Origin of the sequence: Streptomyces sp. NBC_00667 (genome assembly GCF_036226825.1) — a bacterium.
Classification (GTDB): domain Bacteria; phylum Actinomycetota; class Actinomycetes; order Streptomycetales; family Streptomycetaceae; genus Streptomyces.
Genome location: NZ_CP109022.1, coordinates 5,557,867 through 5,573,432, shown reverse-complemented (window position 1 = coordinate 5,573,432; position 15,566 = coordinate 5,557,867). Strand labels below are relative to the sequence as shown.

Genomic DNA, 15,566 nt, shown 5'->3' with positions numbered 1-15,566 from the left:
GTCACCCTAGACCGGCAGTTGACCTTGAGTGGGGCGGCTTTCGGCCAATCGGGAAGCTTGCGGCTCGCCGGCCGAGGGCGGTGCCGGCGAGGACCAGCACGGCGCCGGCGACACCGGCCGGGCCGGGACGGTCCCCGCCGAGGGCGATCCCGGCGGCGGCCGCCCACAGGGGCTCGGTGCCGAGCAGCAGGCTGACGCGGGACGGGGAGGTGGCGCGTACGGCCCACATCTGCACGAAGAAGGCGAAGAGGGTGCACAGCACGGACAGGAAGGCGAGTCCCGCCCATTCGGCCGGCCCGAACCCGGCGGCGGCCCGCCACGGGCTCGCGCCGGTGCCCGGCAGCGCGGCGAGGACGGTGAAGACCGCCACGGCGCTCGTCAGCTGGACGGTGGTCAGGGACAGGGGGTCGGCGTCCTGGAGGGCCTTCATACGGGCCATCAGCAGCACGTGCGCGGTCCGGGCGAGGGCGGCGCCCAGGATGAGCAGATCGCCGGCGCCGGGGGTGGTGAACCCGGCGCCCTGGGTCAGCAGCACCACCCCGGCGACGGACAGGGCCGCGGCGCCGAGGAAGCCGCGCGGGGGCCGGGTCCGGCGCACGGCGGCCTCGGCGAGCGGGGTGAACACCATGGTCAGGCTGATGATCAGCCCGGCGTTGGTGGCCGAGGTGTGGACGACCCCGTAGGTCTCCAGCAGGAAGATCCCGCCCAGTACGAGGCCGAGGGCGCCCGCGCCCCGCAGCTGGGCCCCGGTCAGCGACCGCAGCCGCCGCCACCCGGCGAGGGCGAGGACCGGCACCACGAGCGCGAACCGCAGCACGAGCACCGCGACCACGGTGTGCGGGGCGGTGATCCCCTTGGCGGCGAGGTAGCTGCCGCCCCAGACGACGGCGACGAGCAGCACCGGCAGATCGGTGAGCCAGGCCCTGCGGGGCGCGGTGGCGGGAGCGACGGCGGCGAGTGCGGACACGGGGGCTCCAACGGCGGGAGGCGGGCGGGGACTTCGTCGGCTCCCACGGAACGCGGCCCACCGTACCGGAGCGGATCACGCCGGGTCGCTGCGATTCCGCGGCGCCACCGGGGCCGAGAGGCCACCGGGCCACCGGGCCGCTGTGCGCTCCCGGTCCCCCTCCCGGTCAGACCGCGAACGTGCCGAAGGTGGCGCGGCCGGTCGGACGGTAGCTGTGGATGGCGATCCCCTTGGGGGTGGTGCGGTGGCCGGTCAGTTCGCAGGCCGTGGGGAGGCCGCCCGTGGGGAACAGCCGGTGGCCCGCGCCGAGGAACACCGGCATCACCATCAGGTGCAGCTCGTCCACCAGGTCCCGGGCGAGCAGCCACTGGGCCAGCTGTCCGCTGCCGTGGACCTGGAGTTCTCCGTCCAGCTTGTCCTTGAGCCGTACGATCTCGGCCTGGAGGTGTTCGCCGTCGATGACCGTGGTGTTCTCCCACTGCGGTTCGCGCAGGGTGGTGGAGGCGACGTACTTCGGCAGGCGGTTGAGCCGGCTCGCGACGGGGTTCGCGGGGTCGTCGTGGTGCGGCCAGTAGCCGGCGAAGATCTCGTAGGTGCGGCGTCCGAGGATGAACGCCTCCGCCCGGCCGAAGTTCTCCGTGATGAACTCGCCCATGACCTCGTCGTCGAAGGGCACGACCCAGCCGCCGTAGCGGAAGCCGTCGCTGGGGTCCTCCTCGGGCGCTCCGGGCGCCTGCATCACGCCGTCGAGGGTGAGGAAGGTGGTGAGGGTCAGCTTGCCCATGGTCGCGCGCTCCTTGTTCCGTACGGTCGGCTCGTCACGGTCCAGACTCCCGGGGCGCCGGAAACTCATCGCCGCGGCGCGCGGGCAACGCCGCGCGGAGCACGCGGAGGAAGGCCGTGGCGGCGGGACCGGCCGGACCGTCCGTACGCCAGGCGAGCGCGACCCGGGCCCGCAGCCCCGGCGCGGTGATCTCCCGCGTCCGCACCCCGAAGGCCGCCGCGGCCCCGGCTTCCAGGGCCGGGACGACGGCTACGCCCAGGCCGCGGGCGGCGAGCTGGGCGAGGACCCGCGGAGCGGCTGCCTCGAAGGCGACCCGGGGACGGAACCCTGCCTGCGCGCAGGCGCGCTCCAGGACCCCGCGCAGGCCCGTTCCCCGCGGCAGGCTGATCAGCGGCCGGTCGCGGAGTTCGGCCAGCGCGAGGCCCTCGCGGCCGCCGAGCGCGAGCACGGGGTGGTCCGGCGCCGCCGCGACCACCACGGGTTCGTCGATCACGACGTGGAGGGAGATGCCCGGTGGGGGATCTTCCCGGGCGAGCCCGATCACGGCGATGTCGAGTTCCCCGCGGTGCAGCGCGGCGAGCATCCGCTCCGAGGTGTCCTCGGTCAGGGCGATCTCCACCTGGGGGTGGTCGTCGTGGAAGCCGGCCAGGACCGAGGGCAGGTCGAACGCGTGGCCGAGGGCGCCGGAGACGAAGCCGATGGCCACCTGGCCGCGGAGCAGCCCGGTGAACTCCTCCACCGTCCTGCGCACCGCGTCGGCCGCGGCGAGCGCGGCCCGCGCGTACGGCAGTACCGCCTCGCCCACCTCGGTCAGGGTCACCGATCCGCCGGAGCGGTCCAGCAAGGGCTGCCCGAGTTCCCTTTCCAACTGCCGGACCTGGGCGCTCAGGCCCGGCTGGGCCAGATGCAACCGGGCTGCCGCGCGGGTGAAGTTGGCCTCCTGCGCCACGGTGACGAAGTACCGCAGCTGCCGCATCTCCATAAACGGTCATGCTAGCCGCGAGACGTAGGAAGTCTTGGACTCGGTGAAGCACCGCCGGGAGTCTTGGAGCCATGGCGAATACGACGCACAGGAGAGCAAGGGCGGACATCCGGGCCGCGATCGCGGACGAACGCCGGGAGCTGGCGGAGGTGTTGGAGGGTCTGTCGGCGGACGAGTGGGACGCGGCGTCCCTGTGCGCGGGTTGGCGGGTGCGGGAGGTGGCGGCCCACATGACGATGGGCATGCGCTATTCGCTCCCCGAGGTGGCGCGGGAACTGATCAGGGCCCGGGGCAGCCTCCACCGCATGACGGACCGGTGTGCCCGCGCGGACGCGGCCGCATTCTCCACGCGTGAGCTCGCCGGGCTGCTGCGCGACAACGCGGATCACCCTTGGACGCCGCCGGTCGGCGGGTTCGTGTCGGCCCTGGGGCATGACGTCGTCCACGGTCTGGACATCACGGTCGCCCTGGGACTGGGCCGCCGGGTGCCCGAGGACCGCTTGCGGATCCTGTTGGAGGCCGTCGACGCCCGCACCCTCAGGTTCTTCGGCGCCGACCTGCGCGGCACCACACTGCGTGCCACCGACCTCGACTGGTCCTTCGGCTCCGGGTCGCCGCTGTCGGGCGCCGCGCAGGACCTGCTCCTGCTGGCGTACGGCCGACGGCTGCCCCCGGGGCACCTGCAGGGCGAAGGCAGCGGTCGCTTCGTCACCGGGTAGGCGCCGGGAAAGGGCGCGCCCCGGGGATGTCGGCCCCCGGGGCGGTCTTCGGTGCGTCAGGAGGGGCGGGTCAGCCGCCGAGCTCCTGGTGGCGCGCGGCGTGGGCGGCCGCGCCGGCTTCCGTCAGGGAGCCGAACAGGCGCAGGCGGGAGAAGCCGCCGTCCGGGAAGATGTCGATCCGCACGTGCGTGCCGACCGCCGGGGTGTCCAGCACGAAGCGGTGGTTGGTGTCGGGCTGGAGGCGGGTGCGCGGCAGGAACTCCGTCCACTCGCCCTCCTCGCCGGACTTGACGGACAGCGAGGCCCAGCCGGCCGAGTTGCCCTTGAGGTAGGCGGTGTCGATCTCGACGGCGCGGATCTCGGAGTCCGCGACCAGCTGGTAACGGATCCAGTCGTTGCCGTTGTCACGGCGGCGGGCGGTCTCCCAGCCGTCGTCCATCTTGCGGGAGCGGCCCGGGTTGATGGTGTTGGTCGGCGGGGAGTAGAAGCGGTTGGACGCGTCCTCGACCGAGCCGCCGTTCTCCAGGGCGACGACGTCGAACGTGCCGAGCGCGGCGAGCCACTTGGGGTCCGGGCGGACCTCTCCGTAGACGCGCAGGCGGGCGACTCCGCCGTCCGGGTGCTGGTTCAGGCGCAGGTGCGTGAAGCGCTGCTCGACGTTGATCTCGAAGCCGTTGGCCGCGTGGCCGCCGACGGGGGTGCGCTCGACGAGCGTCGTCCACTTCACGTCGCCGGAGAGCAGTTCCTCCGCGGTCGGGGAACCCTCGACCGCGGCGCCCTGTACGGAGACGGCCTGCGGCATGTTGCCGCGGAAGTGGGCGGTGTCGACGACGATGCCGCGGATGACGCCGGGGGCGCCGAGGCGGATCAGGGCGTAGTCGTGGTCCTCGGCGGTCGGCCAGGGCTGCTCGGCGGAGACGCCGCGGCGGCGGCGGGTCTCCCAGCCGTCCATGACCTTGCCCTTGTGCCCGAAGTGCTCCGGGTCGAAGTGCGCGGGCTCCTCGATGAGCAGGTTCTCGCGCTCGGCGAAGAACTCGTCGTTGGCGGCGATGACACCGGCGCCGAGCGCACGCGCGGCGAGGTTCGCGTACTGGGTGAACGGGAAGTCCGCGGTGCGGTAGTCCGCGTACGGGTCGCCGCCCCCGTACGGGTTCGCGTTGCCGGTGAAGGCGGCCAATCCAGTTGAACGCTGTGCCACTTGTCAGTTCTGCCTTTCGAGGAGTCGGCCCGTGGGCTCGGTCGGGGTGCCGTGGTCGGCGATCTGCGTGCCGCGCAGCCAGGTGGACTTCACGACGCCGTGCAGGGTCTTGCCCGCGTACGCCGTGACCTGGTTGCGGTGGTGCAGGTGGGCGGGGTCCACGGTGAAGGTCTCTTCGGGGGCCAGGACGGCGAAGTCGGCGTCGCGGCCGGCCTCGATGGCGCCCTTGGCGGCCAGTCCGGCCAGGGCGGCCGGTGCGGTGGACATCCAGCGCGCGACCTCTTCCAGGGTGCGGCCGCGCTTGCGCGCCTCGGTCCAGATCGCCGGGAGGCCCAGCTGCAGGGAGGAGATGCCGCCCCACGCGGTGGCGAAGTCGCCGGTCTTGAGGTCCGCGGTGGAGGGGGAGTGGTCGGAGACGATGCAGTCGATGGTGCCGTCGGCGAGCGCGTCCCAGAGGAGGTCCTGGTTGGCTGCCTCGCGGATGGGCGGACAGCACTTGAACTCGGTCGCGCCGTCCGGGACTTCCTCGGCGGTCAGGGTGAGGAAGTGCGGGCAGGACTCGACGGTGATCCGTACGCCCTCGGCCTTGGCGGCGGCGATCAGCGGCAGCGCGTCGGAGGAGGACAGGTGCAGGACGTGGACGCGCGCGTTCAGCCGGCGTGCCTGGGCGATGAGGTTCTCGATCGCGGTGTTCTCGGCGTCGCGCGGACGGGAGGCGAGGAAGTCCGCGTACTTGGGCCCGGGCGTCTGGGGCGCGGATTCCAGGTGGTGCGGGTCCTCGGCGTGCACGATCATCAGGCCGCCGAAGCCGGTGATCTCGGCGAGGGAGGTGGCCAGCTGTTCCTGGTCGAGCTGGGGGAACTCCTCCACGCCGGAGGGCGACAGGAAGCACTTGAAGCCGTAGACGCCGGCGTCGTGCAGGGGGCGCAGGTCCTTGACGTTGTCGGGCAGCGCGCCGCCCCAGAAGCCGACGTCGACGTGTGCCTTGCTGCGGGCTACGTCCTGCTTGACGCGCAGGTTCTCGACGGTGGTGGTCGGCGGCAGGGAGTTGAGCGGCATGTCGAGGATCGTGGTGATGCCTCCGGCCGCGGCGGCGCGGGTGGCCGTCCAGAAGCCCTCCCACTCGGTGCGGCCCGGGTCGTTCACGTGGACGTGGGTGTCCACCAGGCCGGGGAGCAGGACGTCGTCGCCGAAGTCCTCCAGCCGGGCTCCGGCCGGTACCTCGGCCTGGTGCGGCAGTACGGCGACGATCTTCCCGGCGGCGACGGCCACCGAGGCGGCGCGCGTCCCCTCGGGGGTGATCACGCGGGTCGAGCGCAGTACCAGTTCCACGTCGTCGGACACGCCGGAACCTCCCCATCTACTTCCACAGAGCGAAATTCAACGTTCTGTTGACGGAGTCTTCACCGCGATCCAGAGCCAGTCAAGAGCCTCCGGACGGACCACTGACACCCTTGCGTCCCACTTGGATGTTTCCACGAGATGGAATTAAGATTTCACTATCCAGAATGTAGCTATCACCATCGGGGGGCGCCCGGTACCTTCACCACCACGTCCGTCTCCCGGACAAACCGCCTCTGACCGGCGGGGAAGGCGTCGCCCGGCCCTAGGGCCGACGCCGACCGACCGGTAGGCTGCTTCCTTGCCTGCCAGCACCGAAAGGACCGCGCCCGTGCCGACGTCCAGCGCCAGCACCACCGACGCTTCCGCCAAGCCCACCGCCGGCGGCGGTGGCGTCCAGTCCCTGGAGCGCGCCTTCGACCTGCTCGAACGCATGGCCGACGCGGGGGGCGAGGTCGGCCTCAGCGAGCTCTCCGCCGCCAGTGGTCTTCCGCTGCCGACCATCCACCGTCTCATGCGCACGCTCGTGGCGTGCGGGTACGTCCGCCAGCAGCCCAACCGCCGCTACTCCCTCGGCCCCCGCCTGATCCGCCTCGGCGAGTCGGCCGCCCGGCTGCTCGGCACCTGGGCCCGCCCCTACCTCGCCCGCCTGGTGGAGGAGACCGGGGAGACGGCGAACATGGCCCTGCTCGACGGCGACGAGATCGTCTACGTCGCCCAGGTACCGTCCAAACACTCCATGCGCATGTTCACGGAGGTCGGCCGCCGTGTGCTGCCGCACTCCACCGGCGTGGGCAAGGCGCTGCTCGCGTACACCCCCGCCGACGAGGTGCGCGCCCTGCTGGCGCGCACCGGGATGCCGGCCGCGACCGAGAAGACGATCACCACGCCCGAGGGCTTCCTGGACGCCCTGGAGCAGGTCCGCAAGGTCGGCTACGCCGTCGACGACAACGAGCAGGAGATAGGGGTCCGCTGCCTGGCGGTGTCGGTTCCGAATTCGCCGACCGCCGCGGCGATCTCCATCTCCGGCCCGGCGGGCCGGGTGACGGAGGCCCTGACCGAGTCGATCGTGCCGATCCTCCAGGGGGTCGCGGCCGAGCTGTCGGTGGCCCTGCAGAGCCAGAGCCCCGCGTAGGACGCCCGCGCGCCCGCGTACGCACGAGAGCCCCAGCGCCGAGAGCCCCGGCGCCGCCCGCGAGGGACGGCGCCGGGGCTCTCGCGTGCCTCAGCGCGCCGGGAGCGTCTGCGCGAGGCGGCCGTCGGCCATCCGCGCCGTGCGGTCCATCCTCTCCAGGTGGGCGTGGTCGTGGGTGACCAGGACCGTGGCCGTGGAGCGCTCGCGGGTCAGGGCGATCAGGAGGTCCAGCACGGCCGCGCCGCGCTCGTGGTCCAGGGCGCTGGTGGGCTCGTCGACCAGCAGCACGGCGGGCTCGTTCATCAGGGCGCGGGCGATGTTGACCCGCTGGCGCTGGCCCCCGGACAGCTGGTGCGGGCGCTTGTCGGCCTTGTCCGCCAGGCCCACCGCGTCCAGCAGTTCCAGCGCGCGCCCGCGCAGCCGCCGGGCCGGGCGGCCCGACAGGTGGGCCATCACCTGGAGCTGCTCGGCGGCGGTCAAGGACGCCGGCAGGTTGGGCTGCTGGAAGACGATCCCGATCTCCTCCCGGCGCAGCGCCGCCTTCTCGGCGGCGCTGAGACCGGCGGTGTCCCGGCCCGCGACGACCACCCGGCCCGAGTCCGGGGTGACGAGGGTCGCGGCCACGGCGAGCAGGCTGGACTTCCCGGACCCGGAGGGCCCGATCACGGCCGTCAGGGTGCCGCCGGGCACCTCCAGGCAGACGCCGTCCAGCGCGGTGAGCCGGCTGTCGCCGTCGGGGTAGGTGAGGGTGACGTCGTGGACGAGCAGGGTCATCGGGCGCTCCCGAGGGCGGTCAGCGGGTCGACGGCGGTGATCCGCCGGATGGACAGGGCCGCGCCCAGGGCGCCGAGCGCGATCATCACGGCGGCGGGGACGAGGACGGTCGCCGCGTCGAGTACGAAGGGCACCTCGCCGCCGCTGATCAGCAGGCCGAGCCCGGCCGCGAGCGCCGTGCCGAGCCCGGTGCCGGCCGCCAGCATGACGACGGCCTGCCCGAGGGCGTCCCGAAGCAGGTACCCGGTGGAGGCCCCCAGCGCTTTCAGCACCGCGATGTCGCCGCTGCGCTGGATCGTCCACACCGTGAAGAAGGCCCCGATGACGAGCGCGGAGATGGCGAAGAGGAAGCCGCGCATCAGCTGGAGCGAGCCGTTCTCGGAGGTGTAGGAGCCGATGGCGCCCAGTGCCCCGTCGAGGGTCTCGGTCCTGGTACCGGCGGCCCGGTCACCGGCGGCGATGTCGGCGCCGGGGGCGTCCAGGGCGACGACGGTGGCCACGGTCTCCGCGCCCCCGCCCGCGTTCCCGACGCGTTGCCAGTCGCCCAGGTCCGTCCACACCACGGGGGTGTGGCTGAACGCGGCGGTGCCGGACACGGCGGCCACGGTCAGTTCGAGCGGGCCGACCCTCAGCCGCGCTCCCGCGCCCAGCCCGCCGAGTTCCCGCGCGGCCTTCTCGGTCAGGACCACCCGGCCCGGCCCCAGACCGGCGCCGCGGGGCGCGAGCCGGCCGGCCGGGTCGACGCCGAAGACCGAGACGGCGGCGGTGCGCTCACCGGCGGCGGCGTTGGCCGTACGGACGGCGAGCGGCTCCGCCGAGCGGACCCCCGGCCGTGCCCGCCAGGTCCGCCAGGCGCTCTCGGGCAGCTGCGAGTGGGTGAAGGACGCCTTCTGGCCGCCGGCGGGGGCGGCGAAGGACAGGTGGGTTGCGGGCAGGGCGGTGACGGCCGAGACGTTCTCCCGGGCCAGTCCGGACGTGAGTCCGGACAACAGGCCGACGAGCAGCGTGATCAGCAGGACGACCGCGCCCATCAGGGCGAAGCGGCCCTTGGCGAACCGTAGGTCTCTCCAGGCGACGAACATGGTCCCCACCCTGGTGCGGGCAGGGGGTGCGGGGCATCGAGCCGGAGTGCGGTTCCCGGTATCGAAGGACGGAGCCCGGAATCGAACTTTCGGTTGACCGGAGGGCGCCGGGCCGCGCTTACGCTGGTCAGGCGATGTCTGCTCCCCCCTCCCCCGCCTCCCGTCCGCTGACTCCCGTCTCCCGCGTACTGCGGCTGTGCCTGCACGCCCTGTTCGCCGGGCTGCTCGCGCTGGCCGCCGGGCGGGCCGTCACGGACGCCGCGCCCCGCGCCGGGTGGGTGGTGGCCGTCTGCGCGGTGCTCGCCGCGCTCTACGCGGGCGGGGTGCTGACCCCCGCGGTGCGCCGCTCGCCGCGGGCCGGGGCGGTGTGGCTGGCGGCGCTGGGCTGCGCGTGGGCTGCACTGCTCGTGGTCTCCCCCGACGGGCTGTGGATCGCCTTCCCCCTGTACTTCCTCGAACTGCACCTGCTGCGGCTGCGCTGGGGCGTCGCGGCCGTCGCGGTGACGGCCTGCGCGGCGATCGGCGGTTACCTCGGGCAGAGCGGCCTGACCCACGGCGCGGTGACTCCGGGGGCGTTCCTGGGTCCTTTGCTGGGCGGCGCCGTGGCGGTGGCGACCGTACTGGGCTACCAGGCGCTGTACCGCGAGAGCGAACGACGGCGGCAGCTGATCGAGGAGCTCATCGCGACGCGGGCCGAGCTGGCCGCCGCCGAGCGGAGCGCGGGGACCCTCGCCGAGCGGGAGCGGCTCGCCCGGGAGATCCACGACACCCTGGCCCAGGGGCTGTCGTCCATCCAGCTGCTGCTGCGGGCGGCGGAGCGCTCCCTTCCGCAGGACGGGGCGGTGCACGCGGTGGCGCTGGAGCACATCGGCCGGGCCCGCGAGGCCGCCCAGGAGAACCTCGCCGAGGCGCGCCGGTTCGTACGGGCCCTGACACCGCCCGACCTGGAGCACGGGTCACTCGCCGCCGCGCTGGAGCGGCTGTGCTCGGCCGCTCCCGGACCGCAGGTGCGGTTCTCGCTGAGCGGCGCGCCCCGGGCGCTGCCCACCCCGTACGAGGTGGCGCTGCTGCGGATCGCCCAGTCGGCGCTGGCCAATGTGGTGCGGCACGCCCGGGCCGGGCGCGCCGAGATCACCCTCACCTTCATGGACGCCTCGGTCACGCTGGACGTCGTCGACGACGGCCACGGCTTCGACGTCTGCTCTGCCGCTTCGGGCGAGGGCGGCTTCGGCCTTCCCGCGATGCGCTCGCGCGCCGAGACGCTGGGCGGGCTGTTCACCGTGGAGTCCGCCCCCGGCCAGGGCACCGCCGTGGCCGTCACCCTGCCGCTGCCCCTGGAGGTGCCCTGATGACGATCCGGCTGCTGCTGGCCGATGACCACCCGGTGGTGCGGGCCGGGCTGCGGGCCGTGCTGGAGGCCGAGCCGGACTTCGCGGTGGCCGCGGAGGCGGCCACCGCGGAGCGGGCGGTGGAGCTGGCCGCCTCGGCGGGGGTGGACGTGGTGCTGATGGACCTCCAGTTCGGGTCCGGCATGCACGGCTCGGCGGCGACGGCCCTGATCACGGCCCGCCCGACGGCGCCGCGGGTCCTGGTACTGACCACGTACGACACGGACGCGGACATCCTGGCGGCGGTGGAGGCGGGCGCCTCGGGCTACCTCCTCAAAGACGCCCCGCCGGAGGAGCTGGCGGCGGCGGTCCGCACGGCGGCGGCCGGCCAGTCGGCGCTGGCGCCGGCGGTGGCACTGCGGCTGATGGACCGGATGCGCACGCCCGCGCAGGCCCTCACGAAGCGGGAGCTGGAGGTGCTCCAGCTGGTCGCGGACGGGCTGTCGAACCAGCAGATCTCCAAGAGGCTCTTCCTCAGCCAGGCCACGGTCAAGTCCCACCTCGTCCACGTCTACGCGAAGCTCGGCGTCGACTCCCGTACGGCGGCGGTGGCCGCGGCCGCCGGGCGCCGCCTGATCCGCAGCCGGTAGGCCCCGGCGGCGCCTACGCCACCCAGTGCGGCCGCTGCACCGCCGGGGTCAGCGGGACGCCCTCGTGGAAGGCGGTCGCGAGACGCCGGACGGCCTCGTCCAGGCGGTCCGCGGGCAGCGTGTACGGGATCCGCAGCCGGTGCTCGAAGGTGCCCGGGTCGACCCCGAAGCGGGCACCACGCCCAATGTGCACGCCGGCGGCCGCGGCCCGCTCCGACAGCGCGGAGCTGACCGGCTCCCCCAGGTCCACCCACAGGGAGAGCCCGCCCGGCGGCAGCTGCCACGACCATTCGGGGGTGTGCCGCTGGAGCGCGCGCACCAGGGCCCCGCGCCGTACGCGCAGCTCGGCGAGCCGCTCCGGCAGGGACCTGTCCAGCCCCTCCAGCAGGGGGAGCGCGACCAGCTGGTCCAGTACGGAACCGGTCATGTCGGCGGCGACCCGGACGGTGGTCAGCTCGGTGATCATCTTGGCGGTGGCGCGGATCCAGCCGACCCGCAGGCCGCCCCAGTGGGTCTTGCTCAGGGAGCCGATGGTCACCACGTGGCCGTCTCCCCCGGCCGGCGCCAGCGAGGCCAGTGGCGCGGGGGCCGGTACGTCCAGGGCGATGTCGGCGATGGTCTCGTCGACCACCAGCCACGTGCCGGTCCGCCGGGCGGCCGACAGCAGGCGCAGCCGCTGCTCCGGCGGCATCAGCGCGCCGGTGGGGTTGTGGAAGTCCGGGATGACGTAGGCCAGTCTCGGGACGGTCTGGCGCAGGGTGGACTCCGCTATCTCCATGTCCCAGCCCGCGTCGGAGACGGCGATCGACCCGGTGCGCACCCGGGCGTGCCGCAGCGCGTCGAGCGCGTTGGCGTAGGTCGGGCTCTCGGTGACGACCCGGTCCCCGGCCCGGCACAGCAGGCTCACCACCAGCGCGAAGGCCTGCTGGGCGCCGGCCGTCACCAGGATCTGCTCGGGGCGGGTCGGCAGGCCGCGCCGGGTGAACCGCTCCGCGACGGCCGTCCGCAGGGCGTGCAGCCCGAACGGGTGGTAGCCCGGGGTGCGGGCCGCCTCGGGCAGCTTGGTCGCGGCCCACGCCAGCGCCTCGGTCAGGGCCCCTTCCGGAGCGCCCATCGCGGCGATGGCGAGGTCCGTGCCGGGGTCCGCGTCGGCGCTGTAGCCCCCGGCGCCGAGGAGGGCGTGGGCGCCGACGGGGTGGTGCCCCTCGGGGAGGTCGGTCCAGGTGCCGGAGCCGCGGCGGCTGTGGGCGTAGCCGCTCTCGCGCAGCAGGTCGTAGGCGCCGGTGACGGTGGCCCGGCTGGCACCGACCGCCTCGGCCAGTTCGCGCTCGGCGGGCAGCCGCACGTGCAGGGCGATCCGGCCGTCGAGGATCAGGGTGCGCAACGCGTCGGCGAGCGCCCGGTAGCCGGGTCGGGCCAGCAGCCGTGGGGGCAGGAGCGCCGCGAGCTGGCGGCTGCCGATGGTCCTGTCCGCGGTCTGGACGATTCGCCCGTTCGCCATGCCAACCTCCCCTGATTGGCTCTGCCTGCCAGGCCAATCGAGGACCACACTCGCCGTATTGGCCACCGATTGGCAAGGAGATGCCGCTATGTCGATCCACCGTGACGCCGGGCTGTTGACCGACCGTGACGAGCGCGCCCTGCTGGCCGCCGCCGAGCAGCGGATCTCCGAGCCCCTGCGGTTCGCGGCCGCCGTGCGGGCGCTGCGCCGGTTCGCGCGGGGCGGGAAGGGGCCGCGCCGGATCGCGCAGGGCACGAAGGAGCCCCGCCGGTTCGCGCCGGGCCGCCCGCGCGGCTCCGCCGAGGGGCGACAATCGCTGTCATGCCGGCCTACACCCCGCACGCCACCCGAACCGGCGCCGACCGCCCGGTGATCGCCGGCCTGCTCCTCGCGGCGGGCGGCGGCCGCCGCCTGGGCGGGCGCCCCAAGGCGCTGCTGCCCTACCGCGGCCGCCCGCTCGTCGAGAACGCGGTGCGGGTACTGCGCGAGGCGGGCTGCGGCCCGGTGCACGTGGTGCTCGGCGCGTCGGCGGCGGAGGTGCGGGAGCGCGCCGGCCTGACGGGCTGTGTGGTCGTGGACAACCCGGACTGGACCGAGGGCATGGGCTCCTCCCTGCGGCTCGGGCTGCACTCGCTGGCCGGTACGGACGCGGCCGCCGCGCTGGTGTCGCTCGTGGACCAGCCGGGGATCGGGCCGGCGGCGGTGACCCGCGTGCTGGCGGCGTACCGCTCCCCCACCAGCCTGGTGGCGGCGGCCTACGACGGGAAGCGCGGCCATCCGGTGCTGTTCGGGGCCGCCCGCTGGAGCGACATCGCGAAGAGCGCGACCGGCGACCAGGGCGCACGGGTGTACCTGCGGGAACACGCGGAGGAACTCACGCTGGTGGAGTGCGCGGACGTCGCGGAGGCGTTCGACATCGACACCCCGCCCGATCTGGCGCGCCTCGCGTGACGCTTGTGCGGGCGGTAGTCGTCGTGGCACCCAGGGCCACCGGTCTGCGGAATATGTCGACCCGGAGAATCTCGACATCAACAAACCATTGAACTTCCACCATGAGGAAATTACTATCCACTGGTCAGAAGCGCCCTGAACCACAGACGGCGCCCGCGACCGTACAACGGAACTCTCCACACCCGACGGCACTGCGTGCCGTCTCGCGCGAGCATTCCCCCGCGGCCGCCAGGCACCGCCGCTGAAGGAGTGACAGATATGTCCGCACCAGCGCCGTCCCCGCTGGCCATCGTCGCCGCCGAGCCCCTGCCCCGCCAGGACGAAGTCCTCACCGAAGCGGCCCTGGCCTTCGTGGCCGAGCTGCACCGGCGGTTCGCCCCCCGCCGCGCCGAGCTCCTAGCCCGGCGCGGCGAACGGCGCTCCGAGATCGCCCGCACCTCCAGCCTCGACTTCCTCCCGGACACCGCACAGGTCCGCGAGGGCGACTGGAAGGTGGCGCCCGCCCCGGCCGCGCTGAACGACCGCCGCGTGGAGATCACCGGTCCGACGGACCGCAAGATGACCATCAACGCCCTCAACTCGGGTGCCAAGGTCTGGCTCGCCGACTTCGAGGACGCCTCGGCTCCCACGTGGGAGAACGTCGTCCTCGGCCAGCTCAACCTCATCGACGCCTACGAACGGCGCATCGACTTCACCGACCCGCGGACGGGCAAGTCGTACGCCCTCAAGGCCGCCGACCAGCTCGCGACCGTCGTGATGCGACCGCGCGGCTGGCACCTGGAGGAGCGCCACCTCACGATCGACGGCCGCCCGGCCTCCGGCTCGCTCGTGGACTTCGGCCTGTACTTCTTCCACAACGCGCAGCGTCTGATCGACCTCGGCAAGGGCCCCTACTTCTACCTGCCGAAGACGGAGTCGCACCTGGAGGCGCGTCTTTGGAACGACATCTTCGTCTTCGCCCAGGACTACGTCGGCATCCCGCAGGGCACCGTCCGCGCCACCGTCCTGATCGAGACGATCACGGCCGCGTACGAGATGGAAGAGATCCTCTACGAGCTGCGCGACCACGCCGCCGGCCTGAACGCGGGACGCTGGGACTACCTCTTCTCGATCGTGAAGAACTTCCGTGACGGCGGCGGCAAGTTCGTCCTGCCGGACCGCAACGCGGTGACGATGACGGCCCCGTTCATGCGTGCGTACACCGAACTCCTCGTCCGCACCTGCCACAAGCGCGGCGCGCACGCCATCGGCGGCATGGCGGCCTTCATCCCGTCCCGCAAGGACGCCGAGGCCAACCGGATCGCGTTCGAGAAGGTGCGGGCCGACAAGGACCGCGAGGCGGCCGACGGCTTCGACGGCTCCTGGGTCGCCCACCCCGACCTCGTGCCGATCGCGATGGCCTCCTTCGACGCGGTGCTCGGCGAGAAGCCGAACCAGAAGGACCGGCTGCGCGAGGACGTCTCGGTGGCCCCGGGCGACCTGATCGCGATCGATTCCCTGGACGCGAAGCCGACGTACGAGGGCCTGCGCAACGCGGTTCAGGTGGGCATCCGCTACATCGAGGCGTGGCTGCGGGGTCTGGGCGCCGTCGGCATCTTCGGCCTCATGGAGGACGCGGCCACCGCCGAGATCTCGCGCTCGCAGATCTGGCAGTGGATCAACGCGGGCGTGGTGTTCGAGCACGAGGGCGCCCTGGTGCCGGCCACCGCCGAGCTGACCCGTGAACTCGCCGCCCAGGAACTGACAGCCATCCGCGCCGAGATCGGCGACGAGGCCTTCGCGGCCGGCAAGTGGCAGCAGGCCCACGACCTCCTGCTCCAGGTCGCCCTCGACGCCGACTACGCGGACTTCCTCACCCTGCCCGCGTACGACCAGCTGATCGGCTGACGTCCCCGCACTTCGACTGAAACGCACAGCAGTCGAAAGGCGCGCATTCGATCGCACCGACTCCGCCCCCGTCGCCCCGAAGCGCCGGGGGCGGAGCCGTGTCCGGCTCGTGACGGACTCGACTCCCGACCGATTGGTCGGTCGTTACGTCATCGTAATCTGCGTGTACCTAGCGGTAACATCCGGCCGCGTGTCACCTTTCCGATGCCACCGGCGCCGGCGGTAACCCCCACTTCCAAGCCACGTCACGCCAGTTGCCCCTGGCGT

General features: G+C 73.4%; 15 protein-coding genes. 7 read left to right on the top strand and 8 right to left on the bottom strand.

Annotated features, from left to right (window positions below):
* Position 1: 1 nt before the first annotated feature.
* From OHA81_RS25480 to OHA81_RS25470, 3 genes are all read right to left on the bottom strand, one after another.
* Positions 2–967, bottom strand: a complete 966-nt coding sequence (locus tag OHA81_RS25480; protein WP_329199556.1) for a DMT family transporter — start codon at positions 965–967, stop codon at positions 2–4.
* Positions 968–1,133: 166 nt separating this feature from the next.
* Entirely contained in the window at positions 1,134–1,751 is a 618-nt protein-coding gene (locus tag OHA81_RS25475; protein ID WP_329199554.1) for a dihydrofolate reductase family protein, read from the bottom strand.
* Between the two features lie 34 nt (positions 1,752–1,785).
* Positions 1,786–2,733, bottom strand: a complete 948-nt coding sequence (locus tag OHA81_RS25470) for a LysR family transcriptional regulator (protein ID WP_329199552.1) — start codon at positions 2,731–2,733, stop codon at positions 1,786–1,788.
* A gap of 71 nt (positions 2,734–2,804) precedes the next feature.
* Between OHA81_RS25470 and OHA81_RS25465 the strand changes: the two genes are divergently transcribed.
* Positions 2,805–3,452, top strand: a complete 648-nt coding sequence (locus tag OHA81_RS25465; protein WP_329199551.1) for a maleylpyruvate isomerase family mycothiol-dependent enzyme — start codon at positions 2,805–2,807, stop codon at positions 3,450–3,452.
* Positions 3,453–3,522: 70 nt separating this feature from the next.
* On the opposite strand, the gene alc is transcribed toward OHA81_RS25465, so the two are convergent.
* Both alc and allB read right to left on the bottom strand, forming a co-directional pair.
* Complete coding sequence (gene alc, locus OHA81_RS25460; RefSeq protein WP_329199550.1) at positions 3,523–4,650, bottom strand: allantoicase; 1,128 nt, start codon at positions 4,648–4,650, stop codon at positions 3,523–3,525.
* A gap of 3 nt (positions 4,651–4,653) precedes the next feature.
* Positions 4,654–5,994 carry an allantoinase AllB gene (allB, locus tag OHA81_RS25455; protein ID WP_329199549.1) on the bottom strand — a complete coding sequence of 447 codons (1,341 nt, stop codon included), beginning with the start codon at positions 5,992–5,994 and terminating at the stop codon, positions 4,654–4,656.
* A 328-nt stretch (positions 5,995–6,322) separates the two neighbouring features.
* On the opposite strand from allB, the gene OHA81_RS25450 reads away from it, so the two are divergent.
* On the top strand, positions 6,323–7,126 hold the full coding sequence (locus tag OHA81_RS25450; RefSeq protein WP_190186535.1) for an IclR family transcriptional regulator: 804 nt from the start codon (positions 6,323–6,325) through the stop codon (positions 7,124–7,126).
* A gap of 90 nt (positions 7,127–7,216) precedes the next feature.
* Here OHA81_RS25450 and OHA81_RS25445 read toward each other — a convergent pair whose 3' ends face one another.
* Both OHA81_RS25445 and OHA81_RS25440 read right to left on the bottom strand, forming a co-directional pair.
* The gene (locus tag OHA81_RS25445; protein ID WP_329199546.1) at positions 7,217–7,900 is read right to left on the bottom strand and encodes an ABC transporter ATP-binding protein; all 684 of its coding nucleotides are present in this window, start codon (positions 7,898–7,900) and stop codon (positions 7,217–7,219) included.
* On the bottom strand, positions 7,897–8,982 hold the full coding sequence (locus tag OHA81_RS25440; RefSeq protein WP_329199544.1) for an ABC transporter permease: 1,086 nt from the start codon (positions 8,980–8,982) through the stop codon (positions 7,897–7,899). The genes OHA81_RS25445 and OHA81_RS25440 overlap by 4 nt, the downstream gene beginning before the upstream one ends.
* Positions 8,983–9,116: 134 nt before the next feature.
* Here OHA81_RS25440 and OHA81_RS25435 point away from each other — a divergent pair, with 134 nt between their 5' ends.
* Positions 9,117–10,331 carry a sensor histidine kinase gene (locus tag OHA81_RS25435; RefSeq protein WP_329199542.1) on the top strand — a complete coding sequence of 405 codons (1,215 nt, stop codon included), beginning with the start codon at positions 9,117–9,119 and terminating at the stop codon, positions 10,329–10,331.
* Positions 10,331–10,960 carry a response regulator transcription factor gene (locus OHA81_RS25430; RefSeq protein ID WP_329199541.1) on the top strand — a complete coding sequence of 210 codons (630 nt, stop codon included), beginning with the start codon at positions 10,331–10,333 and terminating at the stop codon, positions 10,958–10,960. Before OHA81_RS25435 ends, OHA81_RS25430 begins: the two co-directional genes overlap by 1 nt.
* 13 nt (positions 10,961–10,973) lie before the next feature.
* On the opposite strand, the gene yczR is transcribed toward OHA81_RS25430, so the two are convergent.
* Positions 10,974–12,461 (bottom strand): MocR-like transcription factor YczR, encoded by a 1,488-nt coding sequence (gene yczR, locus OHA81_RS25425; RefSeq protein WP_329199540.1) that lies wholly within the window; start codon positions 12,459–12,461, stop codon positions 10,974–10,976.
* Between the two features lie 88 nt (positions 12,462–12,549).
* On the opposite strand from yczR, the gene OHA81_RS25420 reads away from it, so the two are divergent.
* From OHA81_RS25420 to aceB, 3 genes are all read left to right on the top strand, one after another.
* Entirely contained in the window at positions 12,550–12,834 is a 285-nt protein-coding gene (locus OHA81_RS25420; protein WP_329199538.1) for a hypothetical protein, read from the top strand.
* Entirely contained in the window at positions 12,783–13,412 is a 630-nt protein-coding gene (locus tag OHA81_RS25415) for a nucleotidyltransferase family protein (protein ID WP_329199536.1), read from the top strand. Before OHA81_RS25420 ends, OHA81_RS25415 begins: the two co-directional genes overlap by 52 nt.
* Before the next feature lie 258 nt (positions 13,413–13,670).
* Positions 13,671–15,299 (top strand): malate synthase A, encoded by a 1,629-nt coding sequence (aceB, locus tag OHA81_RS25410; RefSeq protein ID WP_329199535.1) that lies wholly within the window; start codon positions 13,671–13,673, stop codon positions 15,297–15,299.
* Positions 15,300–15,566: the final 267 nt, after the last annotated feature.

Excerpts from the sequence above, each read along its gene's own strand:
- OHA81_RS25475 (WP_329199554.1), bottom strand. The coding sequence starts at position 1,751 with ATGGGCAAGCTGACCCTCACCACCTTCCTCACCCTCGACGGCGTGATG.
- OHA81_RS25470 (WP_329199552.1), bottom strand. The coding sequence starts at position 2,733 with ATGGAGATGCGGCAGCTGCGGTACTTCGTCACCGTGGCGCAGGAGGCC.
- OHA81_RS25465 (WP_329199551.1), top strand. The coding sequence starts at position 2,805 with ATGGCGAATACGACGCACAGGAGAGCAAGGGCGGACATCCGGGCCGCG.
- OHA81_RS25445 (WP_329199546.1), bottom strand. The coding sequence starts at position 7,900 with ATGACCCTGCTCGTCCACGACGTCACCCTCACCTACCCCGACGGCGAC.
- OHA81_RS25440 (WP_329199544.1), bottom strand. The coding sequence starts at position 8,982 with ATGTTCGTCGCCTGGAGAGACCTACGGTTCGCCAAGGGCCGCTTCGCC.
- OHA81_RS25435 (WP_329199542.1), top strand. The coding sequence starts at position 9,117 with ATGTCTGCTCCCCCCTCCCCCGCCTCCCGTCCGCTGACTCCCGTCTCC.
- OHA81_RS25430 (WP_329199541.1), top strand. The coding sequence starts at position 10,331 with ATGACGATCCGGCTGCTGCTGGCCGATGACCACCCGGTGGTGCGGGCC.
- yczR (WP_329199540.1), bottom strand. The coding sequence starts at position 12,461 with ATGGCGAACGGGCGAATCGTCCAGACCGCGGACAGGACCATCGGCAGC.
- OHA81_RS25420 (WP_329199538.1), top strand. The coding sequence starts at position 12,550 with ATGTCGATCCACCGTGACGCCGGGCTGTTGACCGACCGTGACGAGCGC.
- OHA81_RS25415 (WP_329199536.1), top strand. The coding sequence starts at position 12,783 with ATGCCGGCCTACACCCCGCACGCCACCCGAACCGGCGCCGACCGCCCG.
- aceB (WP_329199535.1), top strand. The coding sequence starts at position 13,671 with ATGTCCGCACCAGCGCCGTCCCCGCTGGCCATCGTCGCCGCCGAGCCC.